14 protein-coding genes and 1 pseudogene are annotated in these 20,427 nt (G+C 38.9%); 12 read left to right on the forward strand and 3 right to left on the reverse strand.

Features of this window, described 5'->3' with window-relative positions; translation table 11 throughout:
• Positions 1-7: 7 nt before the first annotated feature.
• The 4 genes from AW17_RS13140 (at position 8) to AW17_RS13155 (ending at position 7,304) form a co-directional block, all read left to right on the forward strand.
• On the forward strand, positions 8-1,783 hold the full coding sequence (locus tag AW17_RS13140) for an AMP-dependent synthetase/ligase (RefSeq protein WP_029277106.1): 1,776 nt from the start codon (positions 8-10) through the stop codon (positions 1,781-1,783).
• On the forward strand, positions 1,755-3,476 hold the full coding sequence (gene ggt / locus AW17_RS13145; RefSeq protein WP_029277108.1) for a gamma-glutamyltransferase: 1,722 nt from the start codon (positions 1,755-1,757) through the stop codon (positions 3,474-3,476). The genes AW17_RS13140 and ggt overlap by 29 nt, the downstream gene beginning before the upstream one ends.
• A gap of 386 nt (positions 3,477-3,862) precedes the next feature.
• Entirely contained in the window at positions 3,863-5,572 is a 1,710-nt protein-coding gene (locus tag AW17_RS13150; protein WP_029277109.1) for a DUF885 family protein, read from the forward strand.
• Positions 5,573-5,981: 409 nt separating this feature from the next.
• Positions 5,982-7,304 (forward strand): DUF6089 family protein, encoded by a 1,323-nt coding sequence (locus AW17_RS13155; RefSeq protein WP_029277110.1) that lies wholly within the window; start codon positions 5,982-5,984, stop codon positions 7,302-7,304.
• 499 nt (positions 7,305-7,803) lie between these two features.
• Here AW17_RS13155 and AW17_RS13160 read toward each other — a convergent pair whose 3' ends face one another.
• Complete coding sequence (locus tag AW17_RS13160; RefSeq protein WP_029277112.1) at positions 7,804-8,781, reverse strand: hypothetical protein; 978 nt, start codon at positions 8,779-8,781, stop codon at positions 7,804-7,806.
• 110 nt (positions 8,782-8,891) lie between these two features.
• Between AW17_RS13160 and AW17_RS13165 the strand changes: the two genes are divergently transcribed.
• From AW17_RS13165 to AW17_RS13200, 8 genes and pseudogenes are all read left to right on the forward strand, one after another.
• Positions 8,892-9,326 (forward strand): MarR family winged helix-turn-helix transcriptional regulator, encoded by a 435-nt coding sequence (locus tag AW17_RS13165; protein WP_029277114.1) that lies wholly within the window; start codon positions 8,892-8,894, stop codon positions 9,324-9,326.
• Between the two features lie 79 nt (positions 9,327-9,405).
• The gene (locus tag AW17_RS13170; protein ID WP_029277116.1) at positions 9,406-11,811 is read left to right on the forward strand and encodes a 3-hydroxyacyl-CoA dehydrogenase/enoyl-CoA hydratase family protein; all 2,406 of its coding nucleotides are present in this window, start codon (positions 9,406-9,408) and stop codon (positions 11,809-11,811) included.
• 136 nt (positions 11,812-11,947) lie between these two features.
• Positions 11,948-13,123 (forward strand): acetyl-CoA C-acyltransferase, encoded by a 1,176-nt coding sequence (locus tag AW17_RS13175; RefSeq protein ID WP_029277118.1) that lies wholly within the window; start codon positions 11,948-11,950, stop codon positions 13,121-13,123.
• 107 nt (positions 13,124-13,230) lie between these two features.
• Positions 13,231-13,584 (forward strand): annotated as a pseudogene (locus tag AW17_RS13180) (four helix bundle protein).
• 185 nt (positions 13,585-13,769) lie between these two features.
• Entirely contained in the window at positions 13,770-15,563 is a 1,794-nt protein-coding gene (locus AW17_RS13185) for an acyl-CoA dehydrogenase family protein (protein ID WP_029277120.1), read from the forward strand.
• Between the two features lie 363 nt (positions 15,564-15,926).
• On the forward strand, positions 15,927-16,373 hold the full coding sequence (locus tag AW17_RS13190) for an FKBP-type peptidyl-prolyl cis-trans isomerase (RefSeq protein ID WP_029277121.1): 447 nt from the start codon (positions 15,927-15,929) through the stop codon (positions 16,371-16,373).
• Between the two features lie 166 nt (positions 16,374-16,539).
• Entirely contained in the window at positions 16,540-16,998 is a 459-nt protein-coding gene (locus AW17_RS13195; protein WP_245235063.1) for an FKBP-type peptidyl-prolyl cis-trans isomerase, read from the forward strand.
• Positions 16,999-17,001: 3 nt separating this feature from the next.
• A complete protein-coding gene (locus AW17_RS13200) occupies positions 17,002-17,871 on the forward strand; it encodes an FKBP-type peptidyl-prolyl cis-trans isomerase (RefSeq protein ID WP_029277125.1) in 870 nt (289 codons plus the stop codon).
• On the opposite strand, the gene AW17_RS13205 is transcribed toward AW17_RS13200, so the two are convergent.
• Both AW17_RS13205 and AW17_RS13210 read right to left on the reverse strand, forming a co-directional pair.
• A complete protein-coding gene (locus AW17_RS13205) occupies positions 17,861-19,162 on the reverse strand; it encodes a cryptochrome/photolyase family protein (RefSeq protein ID WP_029277127.1) in 1,302 nt (433 codons plus the stop codon). The genes AW17_RS13200 and AW17_RS13205 overlap by 11 nt on opposite strands.
• Before the next feature lie 138 nt (positions 19,163-19,300).
• Positions 19,301-20,203: a TIGR01777 family oxidoreductase gene (locus AW17_RS13210; RefSeq protein WP_029277128.1), complete on the reverse strand. Its 903-nt coding sequence runs from the start codon at positions 20,201-20,203 to the stop codon at positions 19,301-19,303.
• Between the last annotated feature and the right edge of the window lie 224 nt (positions 20,204-20,427).

Consider the following 20,427-nt stretch of genomic DNA (forward strand, 5'->3'; position numbering starts at 1 on the left):
AATTCATATGGCGGCAGAAATTAAACGGGTTTTTGATCTTTTGAAATATAGCCTCGAAAATCCTAAGCAGGAATTCATCAGCGGAAAAATTAACGGAAAATGGATAAATTATAGTACAGCCGATTTTTGTACTGCCGTAGATAACCTAAGCCGCGGATTAATTAAGCAAGGCATAGGCAAAGGAGGTAGGGTTGCTGTAATGTCGCACAACCGACCTGAGTGGAATATTGCTGATTTTGCAGCCAACCAGATCGGTGCCTATCAGATTCCCTTGTATCCAACCCTGGCCGAGCACGATATCCAGTTTATCTTAAAAGATGCAGAAATCGCCATTATTTTTGTAGCCGATGAAGATTTGTATAAGAAAATTAAGCCTTGTGCTGATGCGATAAACCCAGCCATTAAGATTTATAGTTTTAATGAAATTACTGAAGCCGAAAACTGGAATACATTAATTGAATTGGGCAAAGCGAGTTCAGATATTGATTTGGAAGAATATCGTGCTAATGTTGCAGCCGAAGATATTTTAACCTTAATTTATACATCTGGAACTACGGGCACGCCAAAAGGTGTAATGCTAACGCATCATAACCTGGTTGCAAATTTTGTTAACTCAGCGGTGGTGATACCCGAAGGCGTTAAAAAAGGCTTAAGCTTTTTACCGCTTTCGCACATTTTCGAGCGGATGATCATTTATTTATACCTGTTTAATTATACTGGAGTTTATTATGCCGAAAGCATGGAAACCATTGTAGCCGATATTCAGCATGTAAAACCCAATGTGTTCTCTACCGTTCCAAGGCTTCTCGAAAAAGTGTACGATAAGATAATGGAGAAAGGGAAAGCATTAACGGGGATTAAAAAAGGGATTTTCTTCTGGTCGGTAGCTTTAGCCGAAAAGTATAAAATTGATGCAGGTGCCTGGTATAACTTCAAACTGGGGATTGCCCGTAAACTGGTTTTCAAAAAATGGCAGGAAGCTTTAGGCGGTGAAATTGTAGTGATTGTATCAGGTGGAGCGGCACTGAATCCGCGTTTGGCCAGAATTTTCTGGGCGGCTGGTATGCCTGTTTTTGAAGGATACGGACTAACTGAAACTTCACCTGTAATTACGGTTAATCATTTCGGCGGAACCATGTTCGGCACCGTTGGTGAAGTAATTAAAGGTGTGGAAGTTAAAATAGCGCAGGATGGCGAAGTTTTAACCAGAGGACACCAGGTAATGAAAGGTTATTACAACCGACCTGATTTAACCGATGAGGCGGTAGATAAAGAGGGATGGTTCCATACCGGAGATATTGGAGAACTGGTTGATGGTCGCTTTTTAAAAATTACAGACCGTAAAAAAGAAATGTTTAAAACAGCAGGTGGTAAATACGTTGCTCCACAAATGCTGGAGAATAAATACAAAGAATCGATTTTTATCGAACAGATTATGGTTTTGGGTGAAAATAGAAAATTCCCTTCTGCACTGATTGTTCCAAATTTCGAAACCTTAAAAACCTGGGCTGGAAGAAAAGGCATTACTTTTACCTCGAACGAAGAGATTATTAAAAACGAACAGGTACTCACTAAGTATAACGAGGTTATCGAAGCGGCAAATGTAGGTTTTGGTAAATGGGAGCAGGTAAAAAGATTTGCGCTGTTACCAAAAGAGTGGAGCATAGATGGAGGAGAGCTTACCCCAAAATTAAGCTTGAAAAGAAAAGTGATTACCGAAAAAAACAACGAAGTAATCGAAAAAATATATAAAGATGCAGAAAACTATAAAGCCCCTCAATAACATTAAAAAATCGTTAATATACCTAAGCGTTGTGCTGTTGTTGGCTGGTTGTGTAACCGGGCAATTGGGTAAAAACAACAGTGGCGAATATAAAAATGGGATGGTGGTTTCTGCCCATCCAGAAGCATCGCAAGTAGGTATAGATATTTTAAAAAAAGGTGGGAATGCGGTTGATGCAGCTGTTGCTGTTCAGTTTGCACTTGCTGTGGTTTATCCAAATGCGGGAAATATAGGTGGGGGCGGTTTTATGGTGTGCCGCGGTGCAAACGGCGAAATAAATGCTTTAGATTTTAGAGAAAAAGCAGCTGCGGCAGCCAGCAGAGATATGTATCTCGATTCGACCGGCAATCCAATTGTAGATAAAAGTTTATATGGGCATTTAGCCGCTGGCGTACCAGGATCAGTAGATGGTATGGTAGAGGCACACAAAAAATATGGGAAACTTTCTTGGGCACAGGTGTTACAACCGGCAATAAATTTGGCGCAAGATGGTTTCAAAATTACCAAGCGGCAGGCAAGCGAATTGAATGGTTTGCATAGAAAGTTTATGGATTTTAATCCAGATGGAACGGCCTTCGTAAATTTAGAAAGTACCTGGCAGGAAAATGATCTTCTGGTTCAAAAAGAGCTTGGCAATACGCTAAAACTGATCCAGGAAAAAGGTAGGGAAGGTTTTTATGAAGGTGCTGTAGCCGATTCGCTTGTGGCTGAAATGCAACGAGGCCATGGACTTATTACAAAAGAAGATTTAAAAAATTATCACGCCACCTGGCGTAAACCCATAACAGGCAACTATAGAGACTATAAGGTTATTACCATGCCACCAACTTCAAGTGGAGGTATTGCCCTGATTCAATTGCTGCAAAGTGTAGAAAATTTTCCATTAAAAAAGTGGGGGCATAATGCAGACTCTACAGTTCAGGTAATTGTAGAAGCCGAAAGAAGAGTGTATGCCGATCGGGCAACACATCTAGGCGACCCTGATTTTTACGCTGTTCCACAACAACAAATGTTGAGCGCCGATTATAATAAAAAACGCATGGCAAACTTTAACTGGGCAGCAGCAACACCAAGCAGCGCTGTTTTGGCCGGTGAAATAAAAGGGGCAGAACACGAAGAGACCACACATTTCTCTATTGTAGACCGCGATGGAAATGCTGTTTCGATTACCACTACCTTAAATGGTTCTTACGGATCGTTAGTTGCTGTAAAAGGAGCCGGGTTTCTGTTGAATAACGAAATGGACGACTTTTCTGTTAAACCTGGCGCACCTAACATGTACGGTTTAGTTGGTGGCGAAGCCAATGCAATTGCACCCAATAAACGAATGTTAAGCTCTATGACACCGAGTATTGTAGAGAAAGATGGAAAATTATTTATGGTGGTGGGTACTCCAGGCGGTTCAACCATCATCACATCCGTATTTCAAACCATTATAAATGTAATCGATTTTGATATGTCGATGCAGTCGGCTGTGGCTGCTAAAAAGTTTCATCACCAATGGTTACCAGATGAAGTATATATCGAAAAAGATGCCATCGATAGTTTAACCCTCGAAAAATTAAAAGCAAAAGGCTATAAAGTTGTACCGAGAGGTGCGATTGGCAGGGTTGATGCCATCTTAAAAACTAAATGGGGCAATTATCAGGGCGGTGCCGACCCAAGGGGGGATGATAAGGCCATTGGCTGGTAGCAATTTCTCACATCTATTTTTTATCTTAACACTAGTCAATCTTTTGCAATTCAATTTTTGTGTGGTTTAAAATTTAAAGAGATGAAAAAGTGCATATTTAATCTTGCGACTATGTTCTATTGCATTGCCCCAGGTAAATAGCCCAAATTGAAGCGGCATACTTTTTTGCCGTTAAGGCAAAAAAGATATAGCGGAAAAGTTGGACTACCATTAATCATCTCAAAGGCATTGCGCTCCAAAAAACATTAAAACCTCTATTCTTGATTCGCATTTGCTAGCCTATAGATCAACAACCAATATCTTCAATAAGTTACACAGGCACCCTGCTACAAATATTTAGCGGTTTAGCTATATTGCGTTAGCTAATCAAACATGCCCCAATCGCTATGCGCAAACTATTTTCGCTGTTTTTATTTCTAACAGTTACCCTACAATTACACGCTCAAACTAATGAAGCCAGCCTGGTGAGTCCACTGATTAATCAATATCAATCAGACGAGACCATGTTAAACCGTAAATATACGCTCAAGCGATCGGAGGAATACTTTAAGCGGATGGAACGCTTTTATACTGAATGGCAAAAACAATTAAAGGCATTGCCTTTTAACAAGCTAACTGTAAATGAAAGGGTAGATTATATTTTGCTTAAACGCGATATCAGATCAGATTCGGCAAGTTTGCAACAGCACTACGCCGAATTTAGAAACAGCATTTTTACTTTACCCTTTGCCAAAATATTGTTGGATTTTGAAGCAAAGCGAAGAATTGGCCAGCAACAAGATGGTAAAATTACCAAAGAACAATTCGAACAACTGAAAGAAGCTATTCAGAAAACCACAAAAGCAGTAGAAAACAAAGACCTAGCAGTTACGCCAGTACAGGCTTCTTGGGCGCAGGAAACCGTTAATCAATACATGGCTGTATTTACCGAAGCTTATCAGTTTTATGATGGCTACGATCCGCAATTCACCAAAGCCACCAAAGCAGTTTATCCCGATGTAGTAGATGCCGCAAAGGATTATGCTGCTGCACTGGGTAAAATAGCTAAACCGTCAAATGCCAAAGACGATGGAAGTGGCATTATTGGCAATCCGATAGGAGGAACAGCTTTATTAAGCAGCTTAAAGGATGAGATGATTGCTTATGCCCCTGAGCAGATTGAGGCCATTGCCATGAGAGAATTTGCCTGGTGTGATGCCGAAATGCTCAAAGCCTCGCAACAAATGGGCTTTGGTAACGAATGGAAAAAAGCACTGGAAAAAGTAAAAACAGATTATCCTGACTTGGGGAAACAGCCCGAACTGGTTTATGAACTGGCCAATGAAGCCATAAATTTTGTAGAGACAAATAAACTCATCGCCATTCCAGCCCTGGCCAAAGAAGGCTGGCGGATGCGCATGCTAAGTCCGAAGGAACAATTGTTTGCGCCGTTTTTCCTGGGTGGTGAATCCGTATTAATAGCCTACCCAACAGAAGACATGACCGAGGATGCCAAAATGATGACCTTGCGTGGCAATAACAGGCATTTTTCCAGAGCTGTAGTTTTTCATGAACTTATTCCCGGGCATAACCTTCAACATTTTATGCAAAGCCGCTACAAACCTTACCGTAAGGTTTTTGGTACGCCTTTCTGGACGGAAGGCTGGTCGCTGTATTGGGAGATGTTGCTGTGGGACCAGAATTTTGCAAAATCTCCGGAAGATAAAATTGGAATGCTTTTTTGGCGCATGCACCGTTGTGCGCGTATCATTTTTTCAATGAACTACCATTTAGGCAAATGGACACCTCAGCAGTGTATCGATTTTTTGGTAGATCGTGTTGGTTTCGAGCGTGCTAACGCAGAAGCAGAGGTACGTAGATCGTTTACCGGAGGTTATGGGCCGCTATATCAAATTGGGTATATGTTAGGCGGATTACAGTTTAGGGCATTGCACAAAGAGTTGGTACAAAGCGGTAAAATGACCAACATTCAGTTTCACAATCACATATTGCACGAAAACAATATGCCGGTAGAAATGGTAAGGGCCTTATTAACCAATCAGCAATTGCCAGAAAATTTCAGTACCCGTTGGAAATTTGCCGGCGATATTAAATAGTGTACAATATTGTGGCGGATGTGCTTATAACATGGGGCGATAGATGATCAAAAAAAGGGATTGATAAAATATTTATTCGTGATTCGCAGGAAGGGTTTACCCAACTTGATGAATTGACATTGATTTATTTTAACAAGATGGATACTGCCGATTCCTGCCATTCGTAAAATATCCACAGAAAATAGGCTATTGAAGCCTGAAACTAAAGATTTTGATTTTAGAAGATCTGTAAGGCCTATGCAAATTGAAAGTGCTGCGCTTACTATTTTATAACGTATTTTTTAGTTTATTCGGCGTATTTAACCGACTATTAGTGTTGAAAAGTTGATAAGTATTTTTACAGGCTTGTGTTTTTGGTATGGCTATTGTAATACTTGGGCAACGCTTATTCAACGTTAATAGAAAATTTATGAAATTACAACTATTCAAGACACTTCCAGTTGCACTCGCTGGTTTATTCATCGGGTCGGTTGCTTCAGCTCAGGAAAGCCCTGCAACTTCAACAGCAACGTTCAGAACATGGTCTATCGGTGTAAACGCTGGTGTGCTTACTCCATTATCACCACTAGGTGGAAAAAATGATTTCAGTAATAACAAATCAAGTTTAGGTTATGGCCTTTACATTAAAAAACAATTTACACCTTATTTCTCTCTTCGCTTAGATGGAGTTCGTGGTAAATTAAAAGGTGATAATACCGAGCCCTATGAAAGCGGTGTGGTAAACAACTCGCCAGTAAAAGCTTTCGACACAGAATTATCGTACTCGGGAAGTTTGAATGCTGTAGTAAACATGTTCAATATCGATATGTTTAAAAAAGAGAACACTTTGCAGCTTTATGCTTCAGCTGGTGCGGGTATTGCAGGTTATAAACCAACTATTACAACTGCATCGGGAACTTCTTTATATGCTGGCGACAAAAACATCCAAGAATTAATTATTCCAGTAGGTGTGGGTGCTAAATTTAAAATTTCTGATGCGGTTAACTTGGATCTAGGTTGGACGATCAACTTTGTTGATGGTGATAACGTAGATGGCTATTACAGAGGTGGAAACGATAAATATAACTATGCTTACGCTGGTTTAGAGTTTGCCTTAGGTAGCGGAAAACAATTGGCTTTCCACAATCCGGTAGCTTTAACTTATGATGAAGCGTTAAAAGCAAAACAAACTGCAGAGGGTTTGAAATCTGATTTAGATGCTCAAAAAGCTGAAAATGCAAAACTACGTTCAGAAATGAACGACATCTTGAAAGATACAGATGGTGACGGTGTTGCAGATAAATTGGATAAATGTCCTGATACACCAGCAGGAACTGTTGTTGATGGTTCTGGTTGTCCGTTAAAAACTCCAGAAAAGGTTGTAGAGAAAGTAATCGTAACAGAAGAAGATCGTAAAGTTGTTAACGAAGCGATTAAAAACTTAGAGTTCGATTTAGGTAAAGCAACCATCCGTTCTAAATCTTATGCTTCTTTAAACAGAGTTGCGGCATTATTAATCCAGAAAAACTTTAGCTTAAAATTAGCTGGCCACACAGATAATACAGGTTCAAAAGAATTAAACTTGCGTTTATCGAAAGATAGAGCAGAATCTGTAAAAGCTTATTTAGTTTCTCAAGGTGCAAATGCATCACGTATTGAGGCTACAGGTTATGGTATGGGTCAACCAATTGCTACTAATAAAACTGCAAAAGGCCGTCAACAAAACCGTCGTGTAGAGTTTACCCTTTACTAGACTGTTTTTAATAACATTTAAAAAATCCCGATGAAAATCGGGACTTTTTTGGTTTAAGAGGTTTTGTCTATGATAGCTGACTACTTTTTGGTTAGTATCTTAAAAGCGAATTTGTCATCCTGAACGCAGTGAAGGATCTTTGTTAGACTAATTTTGGCGCAATAGGCTTCTGGATTAAATACCAGTGGTTCTTATGTTAAGGATTCTTCACTGCGTTCAGAATGACAGCGTAATAAATATTATTCGAAATTAACTATCTTATGTCGTCGCGTCTCGCTACGACATAAGATAGTTCTGTAATGTTAAGTTTAGCATTTCTAATGTCTTAGCGAGACACTAAGACCAGATTAGCGAATTTGTCATCCTGAACGGAGTGAAGGACCTTTGCTAGGCTAATTTTGGCGCAATAGGCTTCTGGATTAAATACCAGTGGTTCTTGTGTTAAGGATTCTTCACTGCGTTCAGAATGACAGCTTAATAAATATTATTCGAAATCAACTTATTTAAGCGAAACAATTACCTTTTTGATTTCGCTTAAATCATTCATTTCAAAATTTGGTGATTGCGAATAAAAACGCTGGTAAATGATTTTATCGTCTTTGCTATCATAAACACTGATTATTTTATCATTAGAACGTTGAGTGTAAACTACATACTTAATATTCGTTTCACTATTCAAAATTAAACTATCCAATTCCTTGTACGATGCAAATTTGAGTTTATAATTATAAGGTTCTAAAACTACCCCCGATTGAGGCAAAAGAGTCAATTTGGATGAGAATACCTGCTTAATATACTCAGGCACATACAGCGTTTCTTTTGTTAATTCTGGTAAACGTACCTTATTGTAAAACTGGTAATCTAAATTACAATCCTCGTTTGCGAGCAATCCATCATTAATCTGTTTTAAATAACCCTTTAAAAATCCTGGCGACCAATTGAGAAAATTCGACTTATTGTAGAGGGTTGATATCAGGTTATTTCTTATCGCTCTTTTTGAGCCGGTAGTGGCATCCTGAATTTCTATTTGAAGATTGGTACTCCGATCAGCAAAAAGCGTAACCGTTGCAAGTACACTTTCTTCCTTTGTTTTGGTTTTTTTTGATGGACTAACCAGCTTTAATGCGTAAACTACGTTTACATTTTTGGTGCTATCCAGCTTATTGGCATAACCATCGAAATAGAAGAACGAATAGTTTGAAAGCGTATCGTAACGGGCAAGCTCTTCGGGTTTAATAATTTTATAAGGTGTAATCGTCCAGTTTTTTTTAATAGCCTGATCAAATTTTTGCAATTCAGCATAATCCGCATACTGTAAAGTAAACAAGGTTGTTGTTTTTTTAAATGTCTCTAATTTTTGGCTGTTTAAAAGGGCAGCTCCGAAATAAGATACCTGACTTTTACAAATTGTTGCCCATAAAATAAATAGGCTAAATAGGAGAATTCCGCTAGCTTTTAACATATTAAGTGTTTTCATTTTGTGTATGACTATGATAAGAAAAATTTGACAAATATTTTGAATTTTTCTATTGCATTAACAAAATACATTCATTAGCTTTGTTATGCAAGCATAATAAATTAGCAAAAATGAAACAACAACAAACCATAGATTACCACGTTAAGTTTGCCTGGCAAAATATGTTTAATAAGTACAATCAAATGGCATCTGGTTTCGGGATTACCCAGGCCATTGGTTACATGCTTATTAATATAGATGATGCCGAGGGAACTGCGGTTTCAAATTTAGCTGGCTTACTTGGGGTTAAAGCAACCAGTTTATCCCGTATGTTAAATAATATGGAAGAGGCCAACCTCATTTACCGTGAAACATCTGCAGGCGATAAACGATCGGTAAAGGTTTTTCTAACTGATTTCGGTAAAGAGAAAAAGCAATTGGCCAAGGGTGTTGTTCGGAAATTTAATGAATATCTCGATGAGCATTTCTCTAAAAAAGAGAAGGAGACTTTTATTAATCTATTGATAAAACTAAATGATATCACGGTAGCCTATACTGTTGATTAACAAATATAACAATCAAAAAATCTGTTTGGCAGGTTGCTATATAAATGGCCCTATCAGACTAATGAAAAGCAAAGAGATAATGAAACGAAGCATTAATAAAGTTGCAGTTTTAGGTTCGGGTATTATGGGGTCGCGTATTGCATGCCACTTCGCCAACATTGGTGTAGAGGTTTTGTTGTTGGATATTGCCCCAAAAGACTTAAGCCCCGAAGAGCAGGCAAAAGGCTTAACACTGGATAACCCAGTTGTAAAAAACCGGATTGTTAATACAGCTTTGCAAACGGCCGTAAAAACAAACCCATCTCCAGTTTATAGCAAAAAAGTATTAAATAAGATCAAAACTGGGAATTTCGACGATGATATGCCGAAAATTGCCGGTTACGATTGGGTAATTGAAGTCGTGGTCGAAAATCTTGATATCAAGAAAAAAGTTTTCGAGCAGGTAGAGCAGTTCCGTAAACCTGGCACATTGATTACTTCGAATACTTCTGGTATTCCAATCCATTTAATGGCTGAAGGAAGGAGTGATGATTTTAAATCGCATTTCTGCGGTACACACTTTTTTAATCCGCCCCGCTATTTAAAATTGTTAGAGGTTATCCCTACACCACACACGCAACCTGAAATTGTTGATTTTCTGATGCATTATGGCGATAAGTTTTTAGGAAAAACAACTGTTTTATGTAAAGATACCCCAGCTTTTATCGCCAATCGTGTAGGTGTTTATTCTATCATGGCACTTTTGCATTTAGTTGAAAAACTGGATCTGACAGTAGAAGAAGTTGATAAATTTACCGGACCAGCCTTGGGTAGACCAAAATCGGCTACTTTCCGTACTTCGGATGTGGTAGGTTTAGATACCATGATCAAAGTAGCAAAAGGACTTTATGATAACTGTCCGGATGATAAAGCACACGATTTGTTTAAACTTCCAGCATACGTGCAAAAAATGGAAGAGAACAAATGGCTTGGCGATAAAACCAAACAGGGTTTCTATAAAAAAACCAAATCTTCCGATGGTAAAACCGAAATCCTGGCGCTTGATTTAAAAACTTTAGCATACAAACCACAGCAAAAAGTAAAATCGGCTACCTTAGAAATGACTAAGCCGGTTGAAAATCTTCGTGAGCGCATGAAGATTTTTGCCAAAGGAAAAGATAAGGCAGGCGAGTTGTTCCGCCATTCTTCATTTGGTTTATTTGAATATGTATCAGATAGAATTCCTGAAATTTCTGACGAATTGTACCGTATTGATGATGCAATGCGTGCAGGTTTCGGTTGGGAACTTGGCCCCTTCGAACTTTGGGATGCAGTTGGTGTAAAAGAAGCCATCGAAGGAATGGAGCAATACGGCAATAAAGCTGCGGCTTGGGTACATGAAATGCTCGATGCCGGAAATACTTCATTCTATAAAGTAGAAAACGGCGTTAAAAAATATTACGATATCCCTTCTAAAAGTTATAAAGCTCTGCCTGGAACCGATGAGTTTATCATTTTAGATAACCTCCGCGAAAATAAAACCCTTTGGAAAAACTCAGGAGTTTCGATTATCGATCTGGGCGATGGCATTCTGAATGTAGAATTCCATACCAAAATGAATACCATTGGCGGTGATGTGATCTCTGGAATAAACAAAGCGATTGATATGGCCGAGAAAGATTACCGTGGCTTGGTAATTGGCAATGATGGCGCAAACTTCTCTGCCGGGGCAAATGTGGGTATGATTTTTATGATGGCGGTAGAGCAGGAGTGGGATGAATTGAATATGGCGATCAGGATGTTCCAGAATACTTCGATGCGCATCCGTTATTCTTCTATTCCGGTTGTGGTTGCCCCACATAATTTAACCCTGGGTGGTGGTTGCGAATTCAGTTTACATGCCGATCACGTTCAGCTTTCTGCCGAAACTTATATGGGTTTGGTTGAGTTTGGTGTTGGCGTTATCCCAGGCGGCGGCGGAACAAAAGAATTTGCTTTGCGTGCTTCTGATGAGTATAAAGATGATCAGATTGTGCAAAATGCTTTGAAAGATCGTTTCTTAACCATCGGAATGGCGAAAGTTTCTACTTCTGGTTACGAGGCTTACGAGCTGGGCTATCTGCAAAAGGATAAATTCTCGATCTCGATGAACCGGAACCGCTTATTGGCCGATGCAAAAGCTAAAGCAATAGAATTGGCCGATGCTGGTTATACAAAACCTGTGCAACGGAACGATATTAAAGTATTAGGAAAACAAGGTTTAGGAATTGTTTATGCTGGTGCAAATAGCATGTATGCGGGGCATTTCATTTCTGAACACGATAAAAAAATATCCGAAAAATTAGGTTATGTGATGTGTGGAGGAGACTTATCGGCTCCAACAGAAGTAACAGAGCAATATTTATTGGATCTGGAGAGGGAAGCATTTTTATCACTTGCAGGTGAGCGGAAATCCTTAGAGCGGATCCAGTCGATAATTACTAAGGGGAAACCGTTGAGGAACTAGTGGGTTAAATATTTAGATATGAGTATCAAGTATCAAGATATGAATGTCGAATAAAGTTTTACTTACATTAATAACAAATAAAACAATGCGAGGATTAGGTCTTGATACTTGATTCTGGCTACTAGATACTAAAATAATGGAAGCATATATTATAGCCGGATATCGTACAGCAGTGGGCAAAGCACCCCGTGGCGTATTCCGTTTTACAAGAGCTGATGATTTAGCCGCAGAAGTAATCAGGGCTTTAGTGGCATCGGTTCCGAATTTAGATAACGAACAGATTGATGATGTAATAGTAGGTAATGCTACACCAGAGGCAGAGCAAGGCTTAAATATTGGCCGTATGATTTCGCTGATGGGCCTCGATACCGATAAAGTTCCGGGTGTTACGGTAAACCGCTATTGTGCATCGGGTTTAGATACCATTGCGACAGCAGTTGCCAAAATTAAGGCTGGCATGGCCGATTGTATTATTGCAGGTGGTGTAGAGGTGATGAGTGGAATGCCTTTTGGTGGTTGGAAACTGGTGCCCAATGCAGAAGTCGCAAAAAACAATCCAGACTGGTATTGGGGTATGGGCTTAACCGCCGAGGCAGTAGCTAAAGAATACAATGTGAGCCGTGAAGATCAGGATGCTTTTTCGTTAAGATCTCATGAAAAAGCTATTCACGCTATAAAAAATGGTTATTTAAAAGACGGTATTCTGCCAATCACAGTAAACGAAAATTACCTTGATGCAAACCTTAAAAAGAAAACCCGTTCTTACGTGGTTGATACCGATGAGGGGCCGCGTGCAGATACTACCTTAGATAAGCTGGCGAAACTGAAACCTGTATTTGATGTGGTTGGAAGTGTAACCGCGGGTAACTCATCACAAACATCTGATGGAGCAGCTTTTGTTTTGGTGGTGTCTGAAAAGAAAATGAAAGAATTAAACGCAGAACCGATTGCCAGGTTGGTAAGTTACGGTATCGCAGGAGTTCCGCCACGCATTATGGGGATTGGCCCAATCGAGGCAATTCCAAAAGCGTTGAAACAAGCTGGTTTGAAAAAAGAGGATATCGATTTAATTGAACTGAACGAAGCTTTTGCCTCACAATCGTTAGCCGTAATCAGAACATTAGATTTAAATCCTGATGTAATTAATGTAAATGGTGGTGCAATTGCATTAGGGCATCCGCTGGGTTGTACAGGAGCAAAACTTACCGTACAGATCATGGATGAACTAAAAAGACAAAATAAAAAGTACGGAATGGTAACCATGTGCGTAGGAACCGGACAGGGTGCCGCAGGAATTTTTGAGTTGCTGTAATTAGTATCAAGATGTGGGTATCAAGTATCGAGATTGAATAACAGGTGAATACAAGTTTATGAAATCATCCCAAACATATTTGTATTCATAATTTAATACTAAAGTATATGCATAATTTTAAAGAACTAAAAGTTTGGCAGAAATCTATTGAACTAGCTGTAGAAGTTTATAGAGCAACGTCGTTTTTGCCAAGTGATGAAAGGTTCGGGCTTATTTCGCAAATGAAAAGATGTTCGGTATCAATTCCTTCAAACATAGCTGAGGGTTCTGGTAGAGGAAGTGGTGCTCAATTCAAATATTTTTTGAACATAAGCTAAGGTTCAGCTTTTGAGTTAGAGACACAATTGATTATTTCAAACCGACTTGAATTACTAGATGATGAATTATCAGCTGATTTGGTTGAGAAAACTACTGAGATTCAAAAAATGGTTTATGCTTTGGATAGAAGTATCAAAGTGTAAGCATTAAGGTTTGAGTATAAATGTCCAGATTGAATAGAAGAAATAATAGAAAAAATAATAAAGCGATATCAAGTTTTTGAACACAGTTTTGATGCCTGATAATAGCTGCATAATATTAAAATTTAGTGATATCTAGTGTTAAGCTTTGTCTTGATACCTAATACTCGCTACTAGATACTAAAACAATGGAAACAACTGAAAAAAAGACAATTAAAGGCGGTGAATTCTTAATTAAGGATACCACTTATCAGGAAGTATTTATCCCTGAAGAATTTGATGAAGAGCAGCAGATGATTGCACAAACCTGTCGCGATTTTCTGGCGGCTGAGGTTTATCCCAATTTAGATAAAATTGACAAACAGGAAGATCCTGAGTTGATGCCAACACTTTTAACCAAAGCTGGCGAACTGGGTATTCTTGGTGTTTCGGTACCGGAAGAGTACGGCGGTTTTGGCAAAAACTTCAATACTTCCATGCTGGTTGCAGACGTGGTAGGTGCAGGCCACTCTTTCGCCGTTGCACTTTCTGCACATACCGGAATCGGTACATTACCAATTTTATATTATGGTAATGAAGCACAAAAAGCAAAGTATATCCCTAAACTCGGTTCGGGCGAATGGAAAGCTGCTTATTGTTTAACTGAGCCAAACTCAGGTTCGGATGCGAACTCTGGTAAAACCAAAGCCACGCTGAGCGACGATGGTAAACACTATATCATTACAGGACAGAAAATGTGGATTACCAATGGTGGTTTTGCCGATATTTTTATTGTTTTCGCTAAAATTGACGATGATAAAAACTTAACTGCATTTATTGTAGAGAAAGATTTCGGTGGCATCACCATGAATCCCGAAGAGCATAAAATGGGTATTAAAGGTTCTTCAACCCGCCAGGTTTTCTTTAACGATTGTCCGGTGCCGGTTGAGAACATGTTGAGCGATAGAGAAAACGGTTTCAAAATAGCGGTTAACATTTTAAATATTGGCCGTATCAAACTATCAGCAGCGGCTATCGGTGCTTCAAAAGCAACTTTAAATACAGCGATTAATTATTCGAACGAACGGATCCAATTTGGTCGACCGATTTCTAAATATGGTGCAATCCGTTTTAAAATTGCAGAAATCGCTTCTAAGCTTTATGCTGTTGATTCGGCAAACTATCGTGCCGGACAGAATATTGATGATACTTACGACCAACTGGTTGCGGGTGGAATGGAGTCTGGTAAAGCTAGGTTAAAATCTGTGGAGCAATTTGCGGTAGAGTGTGCCATTTTAAAAGTATGGGGTTCTGAAGCTTTAGATTATACTGTGGATGAAGGTGTGCAGATTTACGGTGGTATGGGCTTTAGTGCCGATGCGCCAATGGACAGGGCTTACCGTGATGCGCGTATCAACCGGATTTTCGAAGGTACAAACGAAATTAACCGCTTGTTGACCGTTGATATGATGCTAAAACGCGCCATGAAAGGTGAATTGGATTTAATGACGCCAGCTACAGCGGTTGCAGCCGAATTAATGAGCATCCCTGATTTTGGGGAAGAGGATACCACTTTATTTGCTGCAGAGAAAAAGGTCTTGTCGAATTTGAAAAAAGCAACTTTAATGGTGGCTGGTGCTGCGGTTCAAAAATTGATGATGACCCTAAGCAAAGAGCAGGAAATTTTAATGAACATTGCAGATATGGCCAGTTATGTTTATGTGCTCGAATCTGCACTGTTGAGAACAGAAAAATTAGCAAGTACCCGCGGAGAAGCAGCAGTTGCAGGCCAATTAGATCTATTAAGAATTTATTTGGTAGAAGCGGTTGATGGTATAGCCAAAGCGGGTAAAGAAGCGATTTGGGCATTTGCCGAAGGTGATGAGCAACGTATGATGCTTGTTGGTTTACGCCGTTTTACTAAAGTAGAACCATTTAATGTTAAAGATGCCCGTCAAAGAGTCGCCCAACAGCTTATTGAGGCAAATAAATATATCTTTTAAGGTAGGTTTAGGGTAGAGGGCTTAAGGTTTAGGTGCATTAACTCAGGCGCTAAACCTTTTTTTGTTGTGCCAAATTAGGTTTTAGGAGATTTGGGTTAACAGCACCACAGGACCCGCTTAATTAGCCCTGATTGAAACGTTATCCTTTTTCTTGCAGAATCTATAATATGCTGTCATGCTGAGGCACGAAGCATCTGAAGCCGATGAAACAGATGCTTCGTGCCTCAGCATGACAGAAGTGGAAAAAGATAAAAGTGTAAAGCAGGACTGATGTTACCGATGAAAGCCTGGCTTTGTGCTTCATCACATTTGAAAAATTAGCTTAGTTTTTAGAGTTGTGCTGCCAAAATCCTATTTTCGCGCATGTTTAAATTTAGATTACTTCCGATACTTCTTTTATGTGTAGCTATGGTTTCGTCTTGTAAAAAAGATGAAGACCCTGAAAAACAAATTACCGATTTCATCAAACAAAATAATATTAATGCAGTTAGAGACGATTCTGGCTTATATTATCAGATCATTAAACCTGGTTCGGGATCGTTCACTTATCCCAACAATACCAAAATAAGCATTAAATATGAAGGTAGGTTATTAGACGGAAGTGTATTTGATAATGGTGGTGGCAAAGAGCAAACCTTTAATCTGGCAGAATTAATACAGGGCTGGAGAATAGGCATTCCTAAAATCCAAAAAGGTGGAGAAATTAGGTTGATCGTTCCACCGGGTTTGGGCTATGGAAGCAGTTCGGTAGGCCCTATCCCTGGTAACTCTGTATTAGATTTTACCATACAGCTGTCTAATACACAATAAGCGTAAGACTAGGGATAAAAGACTAAATTCAAATCAAAATGCCGCTTTAGTCTTTTTACTTTTACCTTTAAGCTCCTTAAAATTGTTAAAATAGGTTAAAAATTGTAGCATCCGTATTAAAAGCTTATTTTTGCGATTGATGGTTAAGTTTAAATATTTTATACTCATGATCTGCTTTGCAGGGTGCTTAGCAGCCTGTAAGAAAAATGTGCCGGTTGATGATTACGACCCTACGCCACAGTTTAAGGCTGATACTGCTGCAATAAGTGCTTTTGTGAAGACTAATAATATCTCGGCTACGAAAGATGCCAGTGGTATATTTTATCAGATATTAGAACCAGGAACAGGAAGTGTGGTGTATACAGCATCTACAAAAATCACTTCTGATTATGAAGGAAGATTATTAAACGGAACTATTTTCGATAGTACCAAAGGAACCCCAACCTCGTTTCTACTTGGAAACGTTATTGTAGGATGGCAATTTGGGATTCAAAAAATACAAAAAGGTGGTAAGATCAGATTGATAATGCCTTCTTATTACGCTTATGGGACACAATCACCTTCAGCTTTGGTTCCGGCAAATTCAATACTTGATTTTACTATAACACTTACAGACGTACAATAATAAATGAACAAATTTACTAAACTTAGCCTATTCGCACTTTTACTGGCTACTACAATCTTCAGCTCATGTAAAAAGGAATATGAGTCTATTGAAAGTGTAGATGATGCCGCTATCCAGGCTTATCTTAAAAAGAATAATCTTACCTTCACTAAAGATACAAAAGGCTATTATTATAAACTCACAGATGTAGGTTCTGGTGCAAGTGTTGCAAACCAAGATTCGGTTTATTATTCATATATCTTTAAAACCTTATCCGGGCAGGTGCTAAATCAAACATCTGATTTAATGATTCCAGGTACCTTTTTGGGTTATACAGATCGATTTACCATTAATAGCGTATCGTATGTATTTGCGCCAATTAGAGAAGTGCTAACCAAATTAAAAAGAGGTGGCAAAGCAACTTTAATTATGCCTTCTAGCATGGCTTTTGGTAGGAACGGCGTAAGTTTTTTAAATATTGGATCAAATGAAAATATCCTTGTTGATTTAGGGATATATGCTGGAGCGAAAAGACATGAAATAGATGAATTTGAGATCAATAAATTCGTTACCAATAATAATTTAACACTGATTAAAGATCCTTCTAGAGCACGCTATAGCATTACCACCCCTGGAACAGGAACTGATGTAATTAATGTGAACTCTACAATAGTTGCTAACTATACCGTTCGCTATTTAGATGGAACAGTTTTACAAAGTAGTACTGATGGAACTTTTACTGATGTTTTAAGTAATTTATATAAAGGTTGGCAATTAATATTACCAGGGAAAGTAACAGCTGGCGGAAAGCTTCGTCTTATTATTCCTGCTGATTTAGCTAACGGGGTATCTCCTTTAGATTTCGATATTGAAATTGTAAAGGTTACGAATTAGATAAAGCTTCTTTAAAAACTTTTAAAACCCTTTCTCTTGCAAATGTATGCTCAACTATTGGTTGGGCATATTTTTTTGTCCCAAATTCTGGTACCCACTTTTTAATATAATCGAACCTAGGGTCGAATTTTTTAGTTTGAAGTTCAGGATTAAAAACCCTAAAGTATGGTGCGGCATCGTTCCCTGATCCGGCGGCCCATTGCCAGCCCCCTACATTGCTTGCCATTTCGTAGTCCAATAATTTTTCGGCAAAATAAGCTTCTCCCCAGCGCCAATCGATGAGTAAATGTTTGGTTAAAAAACTGCCCACAATCATGCGTACACGGTTGTGCATCCAGCCGGTTTGGTTGAGCTGCCTCATGCCGGCGTCTACAATGGGGTAACCGGTATTGCCTTCGCACCAGGCCTTAAACTCATCTTCGTTGTTGCGCCATTTAATTTTATCGTATTGTTTTTTAAAAGAATCGAAAGCTGAGTAGGGGAAGTGCCAAAGTATGATCATATAAAATTCCCGCCATGCCAATTCTGAGAGCCAGACATTCGATTTCGCTTCCAATGCATCCTTAACTGCTTTCCGGATGCTTAACGTTCCAAAACGCAAATGCAGTCCGATATGTGTGGTGCCATCAAGCGCAGGGAAATCACGTTCTTTTGCATAATCGTCGAGTTTGTTTTTATAGCTGATTTTCGGGAAATTCAGTTTGCTTCTTTCAAAGCCCATCTCTTTTAACGTTACACCAGGCAAATGCTCAGTTTTAAGTAAATTTTCGAAGTATTTTTTAGTAGGATAAGCCTTTACATAAAAATCGTTCAGCTTGGCATGCCATTGTTTGTAAAAAGGGGTAAAAACAGTATAGGGTGTTTTATCTGCTTTTAGGATTTCGTTTTTTTCAAAAATAACCTGATCCTTGTACGTTTTGAAGGCTATTTTTTCGCTGGTTAAAAATTCGGCAATGTTATCATCACGTTCGCGGGCATAAGGTTCGTAGTCATGATTGGTATATACGCCCTTAACATCATATTCCTTTAAAATCTCTGACCATATTTTTTCGGGCTTGCCATATTTTACCAATAAATCTGACCCATGTAGCTGAAGTTCTTTTTTTAAATCCTCAACGGTTTGGTAAATGAAAGTTACGCGGGCATCAGCTATTGGAAGTTTATCCAATATGTTTTGATCAAAAATAAACAATGGTAAAACCGGATAACCGCTTTTAAGGGCATGATACAAAGCAGCATTATCTGCTAAACGTAAATCGCGGCGAAACCAGTGAATGGATATTGAAGTCATTGAAGGGGATTATAAGGAAACTAATTAATTTTTTACGTCATGCTGAACTTGTTTCAGCATCTTTTAGCGCAGTTATACTGGTAAGATCCTGAAATAAATTCAGGATGACGACCATTTAACAAGTTAACCAATTAAAAACTATTTGTACAGATCCTTCAAAGCATCCTCCAAATGTGTGAATTTAAATTTAAATCCTGCATCCAGAATTTTTTGAGCTGAGGTATTGGTGCTCATTAAAACAGCTTCTACCCGTTCTCCTAATAGTAGCGATAGCGCCTTTTTAGAGACTTTAAATGGCCATATTGGGCGATGCAAACGTTTGGCAATGGCTTTGGTTAACGCCTTATTGGTGACCGGAAAAGGAGCACAGGCATTATAACAATTCTCCATTTTAAGATTTTCGATGGCTTCGATGTACATTTCTACCATATCATCAATATGCAGCCAGGGAGCCCATTGTTTACCTGTACCTAAAGCTGCTCCGGCAAATAACTTAACTGGTTGATCGAGTTGTGGTAAAGCACCTCCGTGATTACTTAAAACAATCCCGGTACGGAGTTTTACAATCCGGAGGCTTAGCTTTTTTCCTTGGTCTACGGCATCTTCCCAAAGCTTACAGCATTCGGCTAAAAAGCCATAACCGTTGGGGCTTTCTTCTGTTAAAATTTCATCACCACAATCGCCATAAAAACCAACTGCCGAAGCAGAAATGAACGATTTTAGTTGATGATCGGGTTTAGATTTAATGGTTTTAAAGAGTAATTCTGTTGATTTTACACGGCTATCGATGATCTGTTTTTTGCGTTCGTTGGTCCATTTTTTATCCGCCACAGGTTCTCCCGCTAAATGAATGACCGCATCCACACCATTCAAACAGTCAGCATCAATAGTTCCTTTGTAAACATCCCACACAAAATTATTTGGGTCACTACTCTTTTTTCGTGAAAGTATATTCACCTCGTAACCCTTGCTTAGCAAATGTTTTTTCAGCTCAGTACCCACAAGTCCCGTAGCCCCGGTAATCAGAATCTTCTTTGCCATCTTTTTAAAACACTAAAGATACAAAAGGGTTTTTTTAAAGACTAAAGACTAAGTCAGGGAAATCGCTTTTAACTTTTCTCTGATAATTCTTCCTCTTTCTGCGCATACCTAAGCATTATGTTTGCCACGGAAGCACGAAAACACGGAAAAATTTACTTCTTCTCCGTGATTTCTGTGTTTCCGTGGCTAATTAATTTTTGCACATGTTTTAAAAGCGATTTCCC

The organism is Pedobacter borealis DSM 19626, from assembly GCF_000708285.2.
Taxonomy (GTDB): Bacteria; Bacteroidota; Bacteroidia; order Sphingobacteriales; family Sphingobacteriaceae; genus Pedobacter; species Pedobacter borealis.

Coding starts and splice junctions, on each gene's coding strand:
- AW17_RS13140 (WP_029277106.1), top strand. CDS start 8: ATGGCGGCAGAAATTAAACGGGTTTTTGATCTTTTGAAATATAGCCTC.
- ggt (WP_029277108.1), top strand. CDS start 1,755: ATGCAGAAAACTATAAAGCCCCTCAATAACATTAAAAAATCGTTAATA.
- AW17_RS13150 (WP_029277109.1), top strand. CDS start 3,863: ATGCGCAAACTATTTTCGCTGTTTTTATTTCTAACAGTTACCCTACAA.
- AW17_RS13155 (WP_029277110.1), top strand. CDS start 5,982: ATGAAATTACAACTATTCAAGACACTTCCAGTTGCACTCGCTGGTTTA.
- AW17_RS13160 (WP_029277112.1), bottom strand. CDS start 8,781: ATGAAAACACTTAATATGTTAAAAGCTAGCGGAATTCTCCTATTTAGC.
- AW17_RS13165 (WP_029277114.1), top strand. CDS start 8,892: ATGAAACAACAACAAACCATAGATTACCACGTTAAGTTTGCCTGGCAA.
- AW17_RS13170 (WP_029277116.1), top strand. CDS start 9,406: ATGAAACGAAGCATTAATAAAGTTGCAGTTTTAGGTTCGGGTATTATG.
- AW17_RS13175 (WP_029277118.1), top strand. CDS start 11,948: ATGGAAGCATATATTATAGCCGGATATCGTACAGCAGTGGGCAAAGCA.
- AW17_RS13185 (WP_029277120.1), top strand. CDS start 13,770: ATGGAAACAACTGAAAAAAAGACAATTAAAGGCGGTGAATTCTTAATT.
- AW17_RS13190 (WP_029277121.1), top strand. CDS start 15,927: ATGTTTAAATTTAGATTACTTCCGATACTTCTTTTATGTGTAGCTATG.
- AW17_RS13195 (WP_245235063.1), top strand. CDS start 16,540: ATGATCTGCTTTGCAGGGTGCTTAGCAGCCTGTAAGAAAAATGTGCCG.
- AW17_RS13200 (WP_029277125.1), top strand. CDS start 17,002: ATGAACAAATTTACTAAACTTAGCCTATTCGCACTTTTACTGGCTACT.
- AW17_RS13205 (WP_029277127.1), bottom strand. CDS start 19,162: ATGACTTCAATATCCATTCACTGGTTTCGCCGCGATTTACGTTTAGCA.
- AW17_RS13210 (WP_029277128.1), bottom strand. CDS start 20,203: ATGGCAAAGAAGATTCTGATTACCGGGGCTACGGGACTTGTGGGTACT.